Genomic DNA, 17,039 nt, shown 5'->3' on the forward strand with positions numbered 1-17,039 from the left:
TATCTATTTTATTGCTGCTAAATACCAATTAAGACCGCCTGGGACTGCACGGCTCCAGGCCAGAAATAACTAGCGTGTGGCCACCCAAAAAACACAGGTGGCTACGAAAATTGCGACCAGTGCTACAGCGGCAATCGCATCTACTACATTATCGTCTTCAGAAACTACAGCTACTTCATCATTCATCGAATCTCTCCGACCATTCTTTTATTGTTATTTAAAGTAGTTGAGTCGCAAGTAGCGACAGCTCAAGTAGAGCAAATCAAGCCACCAGTTGCAAGGTGGAACCTCGCAACAAGTATACCCATCCAATTAACCTATTAAGCCTGACCAGAATACAGGGCAATATGAAACCCTCCAGCAAGGGTCTGCCCCGTTTTAGCGACTTGTGTACGACTGTCAACATTGACATTCAGGTTGCCAAACTTGTTTGGGGACACTGACATGATTCCATTCACACCTTTGCCCTTGTTAATGCTCCTCATATTGCAAAATACCACGGCCCCGCCACCATTTTTATTAGTTGCCAGGGAGTTGGGAGTGGGACTTGAGCCATCAGAGATCAGTATATGGACATCTACAGACTTTCCATCCAATGATTTCTTTAGGATTTTATTATTGTGGTCGAGACAGATATCAATGCCAAACGTTAAGCCCTTGTAAGTGAAGGTACTGTCACTTTGCTTAGTCGCAAAAGCATCAGCAGTTTGATACTGGTCATTGCCAACTTTATATTTTTTCAGTAAGAAATTACCACCAGCCAGAATAGGAGCAATGCTCAAGTAAGAGGTTGAAGAAAAACAGCAACCCCCTCCTTTTGTATAAGCAATTGTCCCTGCAACAATCAAAATATTCGGGTATTGACGAGAAACCCTGCGTAAGCCGGAATAGATGTCGCTCTTGGAGCTTTTGCTCAAAGAGTCAATATGATTGGTTACTGCTTTAGAAGAATATCCTGAAAAATAGTACTCTGGCGCAACCAGCATCTTGATATATTTATCGTCAGGGTAGTCCTGCATCATGGCCTTGGCACGAACTACTGCCCCTTCAAATACACTGAAGTTAGCGTTACTTACGCCCATGAACTTTGATGAATCATCAAATTCAATCATCGCTGCAAGGATATCTTTAGCCATCTTATTGCCCTTTTTAACTGCTAAAAGCACTCAGCCACCGACTCATCTACAAGAATTTCAAAATGTGACTGATCATCCGCACTTTATATCACCGCTTATAATCTGAAAGATGGTACCAATTCACACCTACCCGAATTTGTTTTGTTACATCAGCTCACCGGCAACGTCGCTACACTCAACTGACTGAGTTACAGTAAAAGCGGGCTGAAATCCTTTACCACCAAGCCGCCAGCGCTTCACCAATACTTAGCAGCTAACAAGAATAGAAGGGACCATCCACCTCTTATAACTGTTAGTTACAGATATAGCGGAAAATATTGTTATTTATTGCATAAGAGCGCTGGTATGTTATGCGCCAGCGGAGAATCGTCCGGGGCCTGCCCCTTTCTCCACCATCAGCGCACAAAGGCAATGGAATCAAGCTGTTATGTATCGATACGACGACCGGGACCGCGCCATCATCAACGATCGCGTAGCCCAGTTCCGCGGCCAAACGGAACGTTACCTTGCCGGCGAGTTGAGCGAGGAGCAATTCCTGCCGCTGCGCCTGCAAAATGGCCTCTATATTCAACGACTGGCCCCCATGTTGCGTATTGCCGTTCCCTACGGCCTGCTCAACAGTGCCCAGTTACGCCGTCTCGCTCGCGTAAGCCGCGACTACGATAAAGGCTACGCCCACTTCACTACGCGCCAGAACCTCCAATACAACTGGCCGCAGCTGGAAGATGTACCCGCTATTCTCGATGAGCTGGCGGAAGTGGAAATGCACGCGGTACAAACCAGCGGCAACTGTATCCGAAATACCACCTCGGACCCCTACGCCGGCATTGCGCTCGACGAGATTGCCGACCCGCGCCCCTACTGCGAGCTGATTCGCCAATGGTCTACATTCCACCCGGAATTCGCTTTCTTGCCGCGCAAGTTCAAGATCGCGGTCAGTGGTTCAGAACAGGACCGCGCCGCCATCCGTGTACACGATATCGGTGTACAGATCGTCAAGCGCGGTGAAGAGATTGGCTTCCAGGTATTGGTAGGTGGCGGTCAGGGCCGCACACCGGTTATTGCCGAGACCATCCGCGACTTCCTGCCGGAAGAAGACCTGCTCTCTTACCTTGAAGCGATTGTTCGCGTTTACAACCAGCTGGGTCGTCGCGACAACAAGTACAAAGCGCGCATTAAAATTCTGGTCAAGGCCCTCGGCCCGCAAGAGTTCGGCCGCCGCGTGGAAGAAGAGTGGCAACACATTAAAGACGGCGCTGAAAAGTTAACCCAGGAAGCATTGGATTGGGCTAAATCCTTCTTCACTGCCCCGGAATATCGCGAGTTTGACGGATCAGCTGCTGAAGCTGCACTGCAACTCCAAGCTGACAGCGACAAAGCCTTTGCCCGCTGGCTTGAACGCAACACCTACCCGCACCGGGTACCCGGTTATCGCGCGATTAAGTTGTCCACCAAACCCACTGGTGTACCCCCAGGTGATGTAACCGATGCCCAATTAGAGGCTATTGCCGATCTTGCCGATACTTTTAGCTTTGGTGAAGCTCGGGTAACTCACGACCAGAATGTGGTACTCGCAGACGTCGAACAGGACAAACTGTTTGAACTCTGGCAACAGGCCCGCAAGCACGGTTTCGCCACACCGAATATCGGCACCCTGACCGATATGATTTGCTGCCCCGGCGGTGACTACTGCTCACTTGCCAACGCCAAGTCCATCCCGGTAGCCGAAGCCATCCAGCGTCGCTTTGACGATATGGACTACCTGTACGACCTGGGTGACCTCAACCTCAATATCTCTGGCTGTATGAATGCCTGTGGCCACCACCACGTGGGACATATCGGCATCCTCGGCGTCGACAAAAAAGGCGAAGAGTTCTACCAGATCCAGCTGGGCGGCAGTGCATCCAACGAGGCCAGCCTGGCCAAAGTATTGGGCCCCAGCTTCTCCCGCGCTGAAGTGCCAGACGTGATCAGCAAAATCCTCGACCTCTATGTCGAGCAACGCCAAACGGAAGAGCCCTTTATCGACACCTACAACCGCATCGGCCTTCAGCCCTTCAAGGAGAGAGTTTATGCCAAAGCCAGCTAAACTGGGCCCACAGCCGGGCAACCCCGCAGAACTGATCATCGATGGTGAAGTAAAGACCAACGAATGGCAGCTGGTACCCCAACTGGAAGCAGGGGAAGAGTTGGACCCAAGCACCCTGCCCTCCGGCAAAATTATCCTGCCACTGCGACAGTGGCTGGCGCATCGCGATGCGCTAGCATCCCGCAGTGAAGAGGTCGGTGTTTGGCTGGACAGTGAAGAAGGTGCCGAGCAGATTGCGGAAGAAGCCACCAAATTGCCGGTAATTGCCGTGCACTTCCCGGCATTTGCCGATGGTCGGGGCTTTACCGCAGGCCGTATGCTGCGCGAGCGCTACAGCTTTACCGGAGAGTTACGCGCAGTAGGCGGGTTTATGCGAGACCAGCTGACCTATTTACAACGCTGCGGCTTCAATGCCTACGCATTTGAAGGCGAGCAGCCTCTGGCAAGCCTTAAAGACTCGATGAGCGATTTTGGCGATAGCTACCAAACAGGGGTAGACCAACCGCTGCCCATGTTCCGTCGCCGCTTCTAAAGCTCAATTTAGACCCCTGAATACTCAGGGGTCTAAATTTTCACTTCCATCACGCCTCCAACCCCAATCCATTGAGCGCAAGCTCCAAAGAGGGTTCCACCTCCTTGAGTTCTCGCCCGGATCGCAATACCGATGCTGTGCCATGCAACAAGGTAATCAGGTACATAGCGCACTCCTCAGCACGTCGATCCAGCCCTATAGCCTGGGACTCTTTATCAGAACGAAACAAGTCAACCAGTTGCTTTACCGCTTCTGCGTCAGCAGCTTTTAAAGCGTCAATGGCATCAGAAGGCAAAGCGTCACCGGCAGTTTCCGATAATCCAAACGCCAGATAACAACCCCTCGGGGTTCCCTCCCCGGCCTGACCTTTAACGGTAGCCAGCAAATAACTATGCAATCGCTGCCGCAACGGCACTCCCTCTTCCGTCAGGAACTGCATACGATCTTTGGCATATCTATCCAGGTATTGCCCCAATGAAAGAACAAACAGTTTCTCTTTATTGCCAAAAGAAGAATACAGACTTGGCTTATTAATCCCCATAGCCTTGGTCAGGTCGGCCATTGAGGCGCCCACATAGCCCTTTTTCCAAAAGACTTTCGTTGCTGATTCCAGCGCATACGCCTTATCAAACTCCGGCTTGCGTCCCGCCATTGGCAATCTCCAAAAAATTGTTTTGACAATATTGTACCGATCGGTAAGACTTAGCTCAAACCTTACCGATCGGTACAATATTCATCAACCCTTCACAGGAGAACGGAATTGAGCATTTCAATCGAAGGAAAAACTGCCCTTGTAACTGGAGCAAACCGCGGAATTGGCAAGGCAATTGTTGAGCGCTTTCTCGACGGTGGCGCAAAAAAAGTCTATCTGGCCGTTCGCAACCCGGAGACAACGACAGAACTGACAGAAAAATATGGCGACAAAGTAATCACATTGGAACTCGATGTGGCAAAAGCCCAAAGTGTAGGGGCGGCGGCAAAGGCGATTCAGGAATTGGATATTCTGGTGAACAATGCCGGGATACTTGCGCCCGCAGACCCGCTTAGCGACCATGTAGAGGACTCTCTTAAGCAGGAACTGGAAGTGAATACCTTTGGGCTTGTCCGTGTAGCCAAAGCATTCACCCCCCATTTGGAAAAGAGCAAAGGCGCCCTGGTACAAATGAATTCGGTAGTATCCTTGCGTACCTTCCCACACGTTAGCACCTATTCCGCATCCAAAGCCGCCAGCTACGCAATTACCCAGGCACTTCGAGAAACGCTTCAGGAGCGAGGCGTACAAGTATTGAGTGTTCACCCCGGCCCCATCAAAACAGATATGGCCAAACAGGCTGGGCTGGAGGACGGAGAATCCCCCGGTGCAGTGGCTGAGGAAATTGTTGGCGCGCTAAAAAATGGGGATTTTCACCTCTTCCCGGATGCCATGTCGCAGACTTTTGAAGCCGCTTATCAGAGCTTCTCTGATTCGGTGATCACCGCAGACCTTAGCGAATAACACGGCCGAAGATTGTCTGAGTAAGAAGTAACACAAGCCTCGAAGGAACCCGATCTAGGGTTCTTTCAAGAGGCTGGAAAATTCCTCTGAAGCCATAACGGGTACAAACTCAGTGATCGTAAAAGTCGACGCCCCATGTTTTGTGAAAGGGTCTTCTTCCAGGACCTTTCGCAGCACTTCCTCAGAGGGATGACGTGAAATAATTATCGCGCCAGTTCTAGGCTCTTTCGCCCCCCAAAAAGCAGGTCTCCCGATTTATAGTGTCCCTCCAGGTAGCTCACATGCTCCGCCATTAACTCTGGGGTCAGTTTTTTAATATCCGGGAAATTCAAGTTCACTAAAAACATAACGTCTCCCCCTCCTTAGGGGCTATATATCAACTCTTTACACCACTTTAAGCTTGCAGAAATAGCCTCCACCAATCTAATAGATAGCAAATCTTTCCACCTTGGCGATAGAGGATGATCCCAAGTAGTAGCTTAAATGGAAACCATCGGAGATTGATGATCGGGCATCATTTAATTTAATGGTCCCATCACGTACCTTTCTTTAGGCAATAGTGCTAAATAGACGATACTTCAGATTAATCAAGTTACATGCGGCCTGAAGAGCTTCATCTGCCCTCCAGGCTATGGTATCCCCCTCAAAACGTATGGGGATTATTGCGATGGCACTCCCTCTTTGTGCTCACTCTTAAAACTGTTAATGCGAACTCATCTTTAGAAGATGTAAAAACTGTTCAGAGGCTCGACTAGCGGTATAGCCATTATGGCTGTATTCGATCTGCTCGGGCGAAAATGAAATATGAGAATACTGTGGGAACTGAGGAACACAGCCCGGAGCTTCAGGGAGCTCCAAGCCCAGTGTGATGCCATGTCCCCTTCGGTACTAAATACAAGAATCAAACAGTTGAGCGAAGCTAAATTGATTAATAAGTGTACGAATGGATATCAACTGACAGATCTGGGAGTTTCGTTAATGGAGACCCTTGATCCGCTGAGGGAATGGGCTAATAACTGGGAGGAATCCTTCAAGGCCTAATAGACACTCTGTAAAAGCCAAAACCCAAGAGCCTTGCAGCCTAGATGCCGCTGGGTTCTTGGATGCAGGCCAACTATCGCGACAAAATGGACTGAACCGATGGGGCAGTCTCATTATCACTCGCATCATGCGCTAGCGAAAACGAATAATATTAATCGCCGCGCAAATCAAATCTACGAATAATTCTGTCAAACAATGCACCTGCTAACCATCAAGGGTAAAGGAGGGGTCAATCTCTTTAGAAATCACCAAACCACTGCTCTTAAGGGCACCCTTATGAGTTACCTTTTTGTGCCCGTAAGTAGCGAGTCATGGGGATTGCAGGGAGATAAATTGAGAGAAATGTGATTTTCAGAAGTTTCCTTAACCCAAAAACAGCTATGCGCTGCATCCCCTACTTTTGATTGTTAAGGTCACATTTCTGGCATTTTTTCAAATTTTTGTAATTCCGGGTCCATATAGTCCCAAGATGCACCACTACCAGCATATACCACCATTGTCGGGTTGGATTGCTCCAGGTCATGAAGACTTCCAGCGCGGATAAATTCAAACTGCGGCATACCGCTATTTTCCGCATAAATATGCGAACCGCAGCGAGGGCAAAAACCTCTCCTTACTGTATTGCCGCTATCTGTCTGCTTCTCATGAAATGCAAGATCGCCACTAATGGTTAAGCTTCCGCGAGGAATAGCAATGTTAGCGATGTGTCCAGCCCCACTAATTTTCTGACAATCTGTACATTGGCAATGACCCGCCATTACCGGCTCTTCAGAGCAAGAATAACTAATATAACCGCACAGGCATTCTCCAGATATTTTGGACATAAATTTCCCCTGTTACTTACGAAGTTGAAGTAACCTTAGCCTAAATCAATAACTTCAACTTCGCAAGTAACTAGGCTAGTATTTCATTTTCTGGCAGTAAGAGTGTGAGCATGAGTCCTGACAATCAATTTTTACGTTCGGGATGCCCTATCGTGAACGGACTGGACGTATTCGGCGATAAATGGACATTAGTTATTCTAAGAGACTTACTGTGTGGTAAAGAGACCTATAGCGAGCTAGCTGACTCACCAGAGAAAATACCAACCAATAGACTAGCAGAAAGATTAAAAATGCTAGAAGCAGAGGGAATGTTGGTGAGGGAACAATATCAATCAAAGCCTAAGCGATATAAGTACCTGCTAACACAGAAAGGCAAGGATGTCTTACCGATTCTTCAGGCAATCGCCAAATGGGGAAATACATATTTTGAAGGCTCGTGGGTTCCCCCGAAGTGGTTCATGGAAACCTAACCCCTTGATTCAGGGCCAGAAGCGTAACAATACCGCAAACCCGAGACAGACAATTTGGAGATAACAACAACTTTTATGCATTTATACTTCGTAATTGCATAATTGTATTTTCCATAAATAACCAGAGGTTCATGATGTTGACTCTGATTGTTATGTTTCTCCCCCCAATCTCATTAAGAAATCCTCCTAGATCACTAACGAACCTGGCGGCAATTGTTTTAAGAGTATACTGTTTTAACTGGAACACTTTCGCTTCCCAAAAAGCAAATCCCCCGATTTATAGTGTCCCTCCAGGTGGCTCACATGTTACACCATGAGCTCTGGGGTCAGTTTTCAAAACCTGGGAGGTTTAAATTCACTATAAACATAGTGGACAAGGCCGGATTCTCAAAGCTGCGATATCAACCCCTGAAGCCACTTACCTAGCCCCTTCAGAGCCAATTCCTCAAGGGGGCTGGCGGGCACTCTTTGGCATGCCCGGAGCCAGTTCTTGAAGCCATTTACGTTAAGGTATCGCTCTAATACGTTAGCTGGAGATTAGAAGGGGCCCACTAGAGAGATAATGGAGGCTATACAAATCGAGCTCAAGGGCCCGGCAGCTCAGTGCCACCAGGCTCTGTAGATCAGCTCAACTATAGAGGCAAAATAGACTGAACTGCTGCGACAACCTCATTATCACTCGCATCATGCGCTAATGAAAACGAATGATATTCATCGCCGCGCAGTCCGAATCTACGATCAATTTCTGCCAAGCAGTGTACCTGCTCACCTTCAACGATAAAGGAGAGTTCAACCTCTTTAGAAGTCAACAAACCACTGCTCTTAAATTCTATTTCCTGATAACAGCCGGACTGGGAGGCAAAATTTCTTCCGCGCAGATGTCCCTTTTCAACATCTGCTTTTACCATCTTGAAGCCACTTTCCTCAATCATAGAGAGCACTTTTTCCACGACTGGCAAGGGCCTAATTTGCAATGGGTCCCTATCTTTTGGGTCCAGCGCAAAATCAATATCCAGAGAGGTTTCCAGCCACACGAAACTTTTATTTTTACGTGCATTCAAAACTGTTACCGGTGTCTCTTCATGCAGTTCCATCTCGAATGGAACTTCCTGGCTGTCGCCAGCGCCGATAACAAATGGGTCTTGTACATGCATCTCGCTCAATACAAAACGCTCATAACTTACCCCTTCATCGGTCTCCACCTTGATCTCAGTGCAGAGCTTCAAACTTATAGCATCCACCTGCTGGTCGACATCCCCCCCAATGATATGGATAGCCCCTTCAATTACCCCACCCTGAACCTGCTCAGGGTTCTGTAAAACAGTATCTACTTTTGCAGCACCGATACCTATTGATGCTTTCAATTTTTGAAACACAGACATAGTCAAAAACCTAATTCACTCGTTATCGCTAACCTTCATATCATAAACTCCGAGCTACTTCACGGTCTTTGTAGGCATAAACGACCATAACTTTAGCCGTAGATACTAAACTTTTAATGGAACACACCAGTTTGTAGCCCAAGGGGCCCCTTTCCTTCCGATTCACCTGTGGAGCTTTGGCATCTGCTTCTTAGCAGATCATCGAAACATATAATTTTTAGGTATTGCCATACTATACCTGGCCGGCATGAACACTTCATAAGATGTTCGGTTATAGAAGCCTGAACAAAAGGAAATTTTAGAAGCTCATGTTAATATGTAATGTGCAAGACTACTAAAATAGGAATTTTAGATTTGAGGGTTTTACTACTACCAGGACTCGATGGAACTGGAGCACTATTTTCAGATTTAATTAAGGCACTACCAAAACAGTGGACAAGTGAAACCCTCTGCCTTTCTGAACTTCCAGGAGATACTTACCCGGCTCAAGCTCAATCAATCGCCAAGAGCTATCTCAATGAGAAGACTTACATTATTGCTGAATCCTATTCAGGAAGCGTTGCATATGAGCTATCCCTTTTAGCTCCCGAAAAAATTTTAGGCATTACCTTTATAGCTAGCTTTATAACCTCTCCTTCGCTGCTATCCAAGGCAGCACAACTAGCTCCAATCTCGCTTATAGACTGCCCATCTTTAACCAAAATCACACTAAATTTCTTTGGTTTCAATGGCAAAGGCAGTGACATACTCATTGACAGCACCTATAACGCCCTACTAAATACCAACAGAGGCAAACTAAAGCAAAGGCTTCATAATATCGCCTCTATCTCCAAACCATCCCAAAAATTGGAAATCCCTGCCATCTATATCCGCCCGGATAGAGATCGACTTATCAGGAAAAAAGCTGTCACCGATATATCTGCGATATACATCAACCTCAATGTCATTGATATTCCTGGTGGACACTTTATTGCTCAAGCACACCCCAATAAAGTCGCGAGAATAGTTATGAATTTTGCAGAAGGATTACTACAACCCTAACTTGCCTTTCAATTAACGATTATATGGCAAGCAAATCCACAAATAATCCTACCTTAGAATCTAAACTGTTATTCGTTCATTAACTACCCCTTACCAATCTTGCTTCCCACAAAATCCTCGGAGTTAACAGTGAGCAATAGAGAGCATATTTCCTTTCTAGAACCCATAAAAAATCCGCCCGCTTACTCAATGGACAAAGAGAATAGAAAGCTGCAGATAAAACTGGATGTACAATATGAGAAGAATAACATTTTCAGTTTTTACAAAACCCATGACACACCAACCTGGACCCGTGTATTTTCATCATCAATCACTCAAGAAGCAGGTTTCACACTGACAGGCCCTACCATTGAACTTCGCGCTGATAGCCACCTTACTATCCAGACAAACAACCTGCTGCCAGAGGAAGCCCCCTCAATACACCCGCTACAATAAACTTCCCCCATGAGTTCAATACCTACAACTTGCATACTCACGGGCTCCACGTCTCCCCAGAATCTCCGGCCGACAATGTCTGCATGAAGATCAAACCAGGGGAAAGTTATACCTACGAATATGACATCCCCAAGGACCAACCCCCAGGACTCTACTGGTACCACCCCCATAAGCACGGCTCTGTCGCTATACAAGTCGGCAGCGGGATGGCAGGTGCCCTAATCGTAAGGGATGAATTTGATGATGAACTTGAGGCAATGGGAGTTAAGGAACATATTCTTGTCTTCCAGAATATTGCCGTAGATGAGCACGGAAAAGTAGAGGATCAACACCAGGTCGCTAAGTTCCCAGATAGTGAATACTGTATAACCGTTAACGGACAATACTGCCCTATCATTCATGCAACGGTGGGTGAGCTTCTCAATCTGAGACTTCTCAATGCTACCACTCGCACATCGATAGACATCGATTGCCCTTGGTTCGCGCAAATGTACATCTACGGGTTTGATGGAAACCCTACTGATGACTACCGCCTACAAGACGGAGTAAGCCTGGGCCCCGCTAATCGAGCCTCCCTTTTCTTAAAAATCAGTGAAGCCGCCACTCCGGGAGCTCATTTTTACATTTACAATAATGCGATTGAGTTCCAACAAATGCCGCATTATAAGTACCATAACAACAGTCCACTTTTTGTTATCGCTATTGCCCAGGGAGAGGAAATCGGAACGGCAATCTATGCTCCCAGCAAACCACCCGCTCGATGTGCGCCCCCACCCTTCCCCAGCAGTTTTAAAGTGGACTTACTGAAACCTATTACAGATGATGAGATCACCAATACACGTCGACTCACTTTCCAGGCCAACACGCTTGATGACCCCCAAAAATATTATCGCGGGCTGAATGTCAGTATTGACCATTCACCATTCGAAGGATGTGAAGTGGTTAATCATTACGTAGAACTTGATGCAGTAGAGGAGTGGACCTTGGTTAATGAAAGTGAATTCCCCCACCCAATCCATATTCATGTTAATCCGTATTATGTTATCGAGGTGGTTGGAGAAGACCCCATGCACCACACACTCAAACTACCGTTTTGGTGCGACACCTTTCAAGTACCGCCCCATGGACATGTCAAATTCCGTACTCGTTTCAAGGATTTTACCGGGAAGTATCCTCTGCATTGCCACTTACTTTATCATGAGGATGGGGGCATGATGCAGCATGTTAGGGTTGTCAAAGATACCTCTGAGATTCCAAAATAGCCCACTTATCTACCCAGTCATTGAATGCAAGGATCGTTAAAGTCCCGTAAGAATTAACACTTACTGGGGGCTACTTTTTGCGGGTCATGCAACTTGGGCGGAGTTGCATTACCACAATGCTTACTCAGCCAATCGCAAGCATGGATAATATCCTTTGCAAGGCCACTGATTGCATTCTGATTGAGATGAGGGCGAACAACAATTCTCAGAGAGTTTACAGACTGAGCGTTTGGCGGCATCGAATAGGCAGAAAGAACCCATCCCCGCTCACGTACTTTATTGGATATATCATATTCATTAAAATTCTTATATTTTTTATTCAGGGTCATGGCAACAACCGGGATTCTCTGGGTTTTATTCATTATTTCAAAGTACCCACTGGCCACCAGAAGTTGACGAAGAGTCTGCGCATTTTCCAAGGTGTGCTGCATAATCTGCCTGTAACCCTCATAGCCTAAACGTATAAAGTTGTAATACTGGTAGGCAACCGGTGATGCATTTCGGCTGAAGTTCAATGTGGCTGTAGGCATCTCCCCACCCAGGTAATTAACATAAAACATCAAGTCTTCATCAAAAACTGCTCTTTCACGAAAAATTATCCACCCCAATCCCGGCGGCACCAAGCCAAACTTGTGCCCGGAAGCATTGATAGATTTCACTCTTGGCAAGCGAAAATCCCATTTATAGTTCGGGTAGAGAAATGGATTAACAAACCCTCCCGACGCCCCATCAATATGCATAGGGATATCGTGCCCTGTTCTCTCTTCATACTTATCCAACCAGTTTTGAATCGCCCTAAATGCATCATCCTCACCGGTAAAGGTTTGCCCGGCGATAGCAACAACAGCGATGGTATTCTCATCGACCAATTCATCCAGGTGTTTACTGGTAAAGCGGTAATGACCAGGCCTTAACGGTGCTATGCGCGGCTCCACATCGAAGTACCGCATAAATTTTTCCCAAACAATCTGCACATTGGCTCCGGTAACCAGGTTAGGTTTTGAGCCGTCTTTGCCGGTTTGCTGCCTCTTCTTACGCCAATTCCACTTGTGCGCCAAACCAGCCAACATGCAGGCCTCTGACGAGCCTATGGTTGCTGCGCCGTATGGCTCTACTCCCTCAGGTCCATTCCAAAGGTTGTGTAACCAGCCAACCATTCGCGCTTCCATCGCGAACAGCTGTGGATACATGTCGTGATCAATATAGTTCTTCAGATAATGTTTCTTAGCGACCTCAAATGCTTCTGACTCAGTAAAAGTTGTGACAAACGAAGATAAGTTCATCGCAGGCTTTGCGTCAGCCCAGGTTTCACTGGTTACAATAGCCTCGGCAGCCTCTGCTGAAATACTACACCGGGGAAAATGCTTTTCTGGAATATCTTCATTGTATTCGTCAAAGAACCTGTCAAATGGAGATTGCTCTTTCACTACCTACCTCCGGCTCATTCATCAATATCAGAAAATGACTGCTGTTGATGGCCACCCTCCCCTCGCCAGGAGGGATTGTGAAAATAGAAAATTAACAAGGGAACGGTGATCGCTATAGCAATTCCACCCAGGTTGAGAGCAACATAAGTTACAGGATTTTTTATCGTGAGCTGTTCTGGCGGGAAAAATGAAACTACCAAGGCAAAAACAACGGAAATTAAGCCTATTCCGGCAACAATACAAACCCCTGGCAGCCCTCCCGGGATACGAAAACTTCTGGGTAAGTCTGGTTGCGTGATCCGCAATCGAATAACCGCAGCAAACATCATTATGTACATAATGATATATAAGCTAATAGCCATCACTGAAATCAAAACAAAAGCTGTAGATACATTATCCATTAAAATATAAATGGACGAGATTGCTGCTACCACTACAAACTGTGCGAGGAGAATATTTTTTTGTACACCCACCCGGTTTTCTCGCTGAAACCAGGGCGGCAACATCCCATCCTGGGCCGTAGCCAGTAGCCCTCGACTGGGGCCAGCCAACCATGCCAAGGCACCACTTAGTGCACCATAGCCAATTAGCCAGGAAAGTGCTTGCACGGGCCATTGAACCCCAAGTAGCTGCCCAAAAGCTCTTTCGTAAGCTGTAAATAAGCCAGTTTCTACAGATATCTCTTTATAGGGCAAAATTGCAGCAATAGAGAGAGCGCCGAGGGTGAACACCAGGATGGAAATAACGGCGGCGATGGCAATTACAGCTGGATATCCTCGACGGGTATCACGTAGTTCCGACACATGCGTGGCCTGTGCTTCCACCCCAGCAAAGGCAAGTAAAATACCCCCGAGAAAAGCAATAGCCCCCAAACCGTTAATATGGGGAAACCAGCGTGGGTGATCATAACCATCCCGACGCACTGCTACTTCCGGGTCGGTCAAGGTCTCCCAGCCAATAGGATTACCACTCACCACCCACCAAACAGCCAGGACAATCAAAATCAAGCAGGGAAATATGATACCCACCAGAAACCCAAACTGTGCCACTTTTACCAGAAAGCGGGTTCCAGTAAGAGCAATCAGGGTCGCTAGCAAATAGGCAAGGATGCAAAACCCACCGATATAGTAGGTATTCTGGGCGATGGTATTATCGCCCACCGCATAAGCCACCGCCGCAGCGGCAAAACCCAACTCCGTGGGATACCAAACAATGCACTCGATCCATTGCAACCATATAGCGACAAAACCCACCTTCGGGGTGAAGGCCTCACCAACCCAGGTATAGACACCCCCAGTGCGCTCTGAAAAGGCGCTGCCAAGTTCTGCCGACACGAGCCCTGCAGGAATCAAGAACAACAATGCCGCAAAGCCGATATAGAAAAACATCGTCAGTTCTTCTTGCGCCATCATCGGCAGGGTGCGCAAGCTGGTAACGACCGTTGCGGCAGTTAGGAGCCCGAGAGCAGCCACAGAAAACATCTTTCTGTTGGCAATATCCGGGGTGCTCGATGCACTGCTCCCTTTTGGTCGCACTGATGGGACCTCCCTGGAGTGCAATATTTTTGCGGCAGTACAAAGAAGCAAAGCCTATCGTGGGAGTCTGCGGGATAGATGGGATAACAGAGGTGCCTCTGCCAAGGCATAAGCCGCCCTTTTAGCAAGGGGCTTATGGAAATATAAAATTCATAGCAAGTCGGTGCCCACACCATCTTTCACCCAGTGAGAAATCGGCTACGACACCGGTATGCGGCAGTTAACCTGGAACCCCATGTTTGGTGTAGATATCGAAGCGGCCGGATTTCCCCTCCAAGGAAAGGTTGGGCTTCATATCAGCCAAATAGGGGGCAAGCTTAGGGCGCTTAACTACTGTGCGGTAGTAGCAGGCCGCCAAGGCAGGGCTCAATAAGCTATCCGCATCCTCATCAGTCCCAACCAAATGATGGAAGGCAGCCATTTCCTTTTTGACCTTGGCAGCTTTCCCCCGCGCAGGGAACATCGGATCCAGATAAATAACAGGGATGGATTCCTCCGATTGCAGCGCGAGCCACTCTGACGCCGCCGTACAGCAATCCACCAAGCTCATTCGCTCAGAAATTGCAGCCAACTCAGCATCCCCGATAGACGCCTGTCGCAGCCGGCGTATTCCATCTTTCAGCAATTGGAAAACAACCGGGTTGCGCTCCAGCATCTGCACCTCACATCCCAGCGCCGCCAGAACAAAAGCATCTCTACCCAAACCAGCGGTGGCATCGAGGACTTTGGGATGGAAGCCAGAACGCAGACCAACAGCTTTTGCTACTGGTTGAGCTTTACCGCCGCCATACTTGCGGCGATGAGCAAGTGTTCCAGCAACAAAATCCACCCATACTGGCCCCGCCGCTTTGCGCCCGGTCGCACATAGCTGCAACGGCTCCCCAAGACACAAGACCTGTGGAAAGTCGACCACATCAACGGGAGAAGTAACTCCAAGGAAGGGATAGTCTAGCTGAGCGGATAGTTCTTCAGCAGCGGAAATATATTCTGGCGCCGCAGCGACAATAGCCAACGATGGACTCACCTGCCCTCCCGGTAACAGTTAAAAAGGGAGGCGATGCTAACCCGGTTTTTGCAACCATTCCAGGGCTTGAGTCAACTCCACTTCGGGAAAGGGGCGCACCTCAGCGCTGATGAAGTGACAGGCAAGCGTAGGCATAAAACGAAGAATGGGGTTATCGGTTACCACAGCGATTCGCCGGATATGTTGTTGGTGCTCTCGAATAAAGCGGAAATGAGAGATCATTGCGACGAAGCTCTCCCAACCAGCGAAGTCTCCCGCATTGACTAGTAACCCCTCTATACGTCCCCGCTTGCTGATGATCGGATCAATTTGCGCGGCTAGCAACTGGAAGTCCTCAACGGTTAACTTCCCAACTGGCCTAACCTCGAGTATTCGATCACCCTGATGCCAGGCATGCTCAATCATATTTTGAGAATGCGACAGGGCCACACTTCTGTGCGGCCCTGCTTTTCGCTTAGCTCGATGCAGCTGAGTCATTACTATTGGTCAGTTATCGTTACTTTCCATCCCCTCATCCTGACCGGTCTCTGCCTCTGTATCTGTTTCAGTGCCGTCGGCGGAGGCATCCATATCGTTGGTCGCGCCCTCTACAGCATCATTGGCTTCCTTTGTAGCATCTTCTACGACCTTATCCGCTTGCTGATTTAGGTCGCCGCCAGAGTTATTGCTCGCCTCTGGCATGGAGCTAGAATCATTAGCATCCGGGCTCATGTTGCCATCTGCACCCATATTGTCTGACCCAGACATAGTAGCGTCAGGTGAGCCCCCGTTATCTGAAGACCCCGGAGGAGCGGGATCGGTTGAGTCAGAGTCCTGAGGCATTTGGGAATCGGGATTGCCCATACCATCCGGGGAATCCGAGGTATCTGCTGGGGCCATTGAGCCACCGCTACTTCCTCCACTAGAGGGAGTAGAGGATCCCCTCATCTGTTCACTCTTCTGCTCCTGCTCCATCGAGTTATAGGCTTCTTTAGCCTTATGCTCGCCGCTGCGCGACATAAAATAACCGATGATCAGTAATAAAATGATCAGGGGAATCAGTAACTTCTTCATATCTGGACCTCTCGACCCCAGGCAAACTCAAAAGAAGACATTAATCATTAAAATCGAGCCGGTTACACAGTGCTGGTCGGTGTACTCTCTCGATAACAATCCCAAACCCTGACACTCCAGCCTGTTTACAACGGTGCGCAACTTAATGAGATGCAGCGCCTGTAAAAGAAGGTCGCGCCAATACTGATAAGAATAACCCGCCTTTGGGGTTCTTCAAGGGAGAGATCTACTTCGTAGCAGTTTGGATTGCTGTAAAGAAAGATTCAGTTAAAACCATTAGTTCTAACAGGTCG

The 17,039-nt window shown here is 48.0% G+C and carries 18 protein-coding genes; 8 read left to right on the forward strand and 10 right to left on the reverse strand.

All coding sequences use genetic code 11. From position 1 onward, the window contains the following. Positions 1 to 320 precede the first annotated feature (320 nt). Positions 321 to 1,136: a hypothetical protein gene (locus P0078_RS03790; RefSeq protein ID WP_282933149.1), complete on the reverse strand. Its 816-nt coding sequence runs from the start codon at positions 1,134 to 1,136 to the stop codon at positions 321 to 323. 427 nt (positions 1,137 to 1,563) lie between these two features. On the opposite strand from P0078_RS03790, the gene P0078_RS03795 reads away from it, so the two are divergent. Together P0078_RS03795 and P0078_RS03800 are read left to right on the forward strand one after the other, a co-directional pair. Then, on the forward strand, positions 1,564 to 3,225 hold the full coding sequence (locus P0078_RS03795; protein ID WP_282933150.1) for a nitrite/sulfite reductase: 1,662 nt from the start codon (positions 1,564 to 1,566) through the stop codon (positions 3,223 to 3,225). After that, positions 3,209 to 3,757, forward strand: a complete 549-nt coding sequence (locus P0078_RS03800) for a DUF934 domain-containing protein (protein WP_282933151.1) — start codon at positions 3,209 to 3,211, stop codon at positions 3,755 to 3,757. The genes P0078_RS03795 and P0078_RS03800 overlap by 17 nt, the downstream gene beginning before the upstream one ends. 49 nt (positions 3,758 to 3,806) lie before the next feature. Here P0078_RS03800 and P0078_RS03805 read toward each other — a convergent pair whose 3' ends face one another. Further along, positions 3,807 to 4,409: a TetR/AcrR family transcriptional regulator gene (locus P0078_RS03805; RefSeq protein WP_282933152.1), complete on the reverse strand. Its 603-nt coding sequence runs from the start codon at positions 4,407 to 4,409 to the stop codon at positions 3,807 to 3,809. 108 nt (positions 4,410 to 4,517) lie between these two features. Between P0078_RS03805 and P0078_RS03810 the strand changes: the two genes are divergently transcribed. Further along, positions 4,518 to 5,252 (forward strand): SDR family oxidoreductase, encoded by a 735-nt coding sequence (locus P0078_RS03810; protein WP_282933153.1) that lies wholly within the window; start codon positions 4,518 to 4,520, stop codon positions 5,250 to 5,252. Positions 5,253 to 5,455: 203 nt separating this feature from the next. On the opposite strand, the gene P0078_RS03815 is transcribed toward P0078_RS03810, so the two are convergent. Continuing rightward, positions 5,456 to 5,599 (reverse strand): YciI family protein, encoded by a 144-nt coding sequence (locus P0078_RS03815; RefSeq protein ID WP_282933154.1) that lies wholly within the window; start codon positions 5,597 to 5,599, stop codon positions 5,456 to 5,458. A 457-nt stretch (positions 5,600 to 6,056) separates the two neighbouring features. Here P0078_RS03815 and P0078_RS24470 point away from each other — a divergent pair, with 457 nt between their 5' ends. After that, positions 6,057 to 6,293, forward strand: a complete 237-nt coding sequence (locus P0078_RS24470; RefSeq protein WP_353057041.1) for a winged helix-turn-helix transcriptional regulator — start codon at positions 6,057 to 6,059, stop codon at positions 6,291 to 6,293. A gap of 413 nt (positions 6,294 to 6,706) precedes the next feature. On the opposite strand, the gene P0078_RS03820 is transcribed toward P0078_RS24470, so the two are convergent. After that, positions 6,707 to 7,117: a GFA family protein gene (locus P0078_RS03820; RefSeq protein WP_282933155.1), complete on the reverse strand. Its 411-nt coding sequence runs from the start codon at positions 7,115 to 7,117 to the stop codon at positions 6,707 to 6,709. 110 nt (positions 7,118 to 7,227) lie between these two features. Between P0078_RS03820 and P0078_RS03825 the strand changes: the two genes are divergently transcribed. Next, positions 7,228 to 7,587, forward strand: a complete 360-nt coding sequence (locus P0078_RS03825; RefSeq protein WP_282933156.1) for a winged helix-turn-helix transcriptional regulator — start codon at positions 7,228 to 7,230, stop codon at positions 7,585 to 7,587. Between the two features lie 632 nt (positions 7,588 to 8,219). On the opposite strand, the gene P0078_RS03830 is transcribed toward P0078_RS03825, so the two are convergent. Beyond that, positions 8,220 to 8,969, reverse strand: a complete 750-nt coding sequence (locus P0078_RS03830) for a sporulation protein (RefSeq protein WP_282933157.1) — start codon at positions 8,967 to 8,969, stop codon at positions 8,220 to 8,222. 354 nt (positions 8,970 to 9,323) lie between these two features. Here P0078_RS03830 and P0078_RS03835 point away from each other — a divergent pair, with 354 nt between their 5' ends. The 3 genes from P0078_RS03835 to P0078_RS03845 all read left to right on the forward strand — a co-directional run bounded on the left by P0078_RS03835 (position 9,324) and on the right by P0078_RS03845 (position 11,707). After that, entirely contained in the window at positions 9,324 to 10,010 is a 687-nt protein-coding gene (locus P0078_RS03835; RefSeq protein ID WP_282933158.1) for an alpha/beta fold hydrolase, read from the forward strand. A 129-nt stretch (positions 10,011 to 10,139) separates the two neighbouring features. Then, positions 10,140 to 10,445 (forward strand): hypothetical protein, encoded by a 306-nt coding sequence (locus tag P0078_RS03840; RefSeq protein WP_282933159.1) that lies wholly within the window; start codon positions 10,140 to 10,142, stop codon positions 10,443 to 10,445. 29 nt (positions 10,446 to 10,474) lie between these two features. Next, a complete protein-coding gene (locus tag P0078_RS03845) occupies positions 10,475 to 11,707 on the forward strand; it encodes a multicopper oxidase family protein (RefSeq protein WP_282933160.1) in 1,233 nt (410 codons plus the stop codon). Between the two features lie 53 nt (positions 11,708 to 11,760). Here P0078_RS03845 and gad read toward each other — a convergent pair whose 3' ends face one another. From gad to P0078_RS03870, 5 genes are all read right to left on the reverse strand, one after another. Next, a complete protein-coding gene (gad, locus tag P0078_RS03850; protein ID WP_282933161.1) occupies positions 11,761 to 13,134 on the reverse strand; it encodes a glutamate decarboxylase in 1,374 nt (457 codons plus the stop codon). 14 nt (positions 13,135 to 13,148) lie between these two features. Further along, on the reverse strand, positions 13,149 to 14,669 hold the full coding sequence (locus tag P0078_RS03855) for an amino acid permease (protein WP_282933162.1): 1,521 nt from the start codon (positions 14,667 to 14,669) through the stop codon (positions 13,149 to 13,151). A gap of 220 nt (positions 14,670 to 14,889) precedes the next feature. Then, entirely contained in the window at positions 14,890 to 15,693 is an 804-nt protein-coding gene (locus tag P0078_RS03860; protein ID WP_282933163.1) for a class I SAM-dependent methyltransferase, read from the reverse strand. A 36-nt stretch (positions 15,694 to 15,729) separates the two neighbouring features. After that, a complete protein-coding gene (locus tag P0078_RS03865; RefSeq protein ID WP_282933164.1) occupies positions 15,730 to 16,098 on the reverse strand; it encodes a SpoIIAA family protein in 369 nt (122 codons plus the stop codon). Positions 16,099 to 16,179: 81 nt separating this feature from the next. Continuing rightward, positions 16,180 to 16,746 (reverse strand): hypothetical protein, encoded by a 567-nt coding sequence (locus P0078_RS03870; RefSeq protein ID WP_282933165.1) that lies wholly within the window; start codon positions 16,744 to 16,746, stop codon positions 16,180 to 16,182. Positions 16,747 to 17,039: the final 293 nt, after the last annotated feature.

It is taken from the genome of Microbulbifer sp. VAAF005, assembly GCF_030012985.1.
Classification (GTDB): Bacteria; Pseudomonadota; Gammaproteobacteria; order Pseudomonadales; family Cellvibrionaceae; genus Microbulbifer.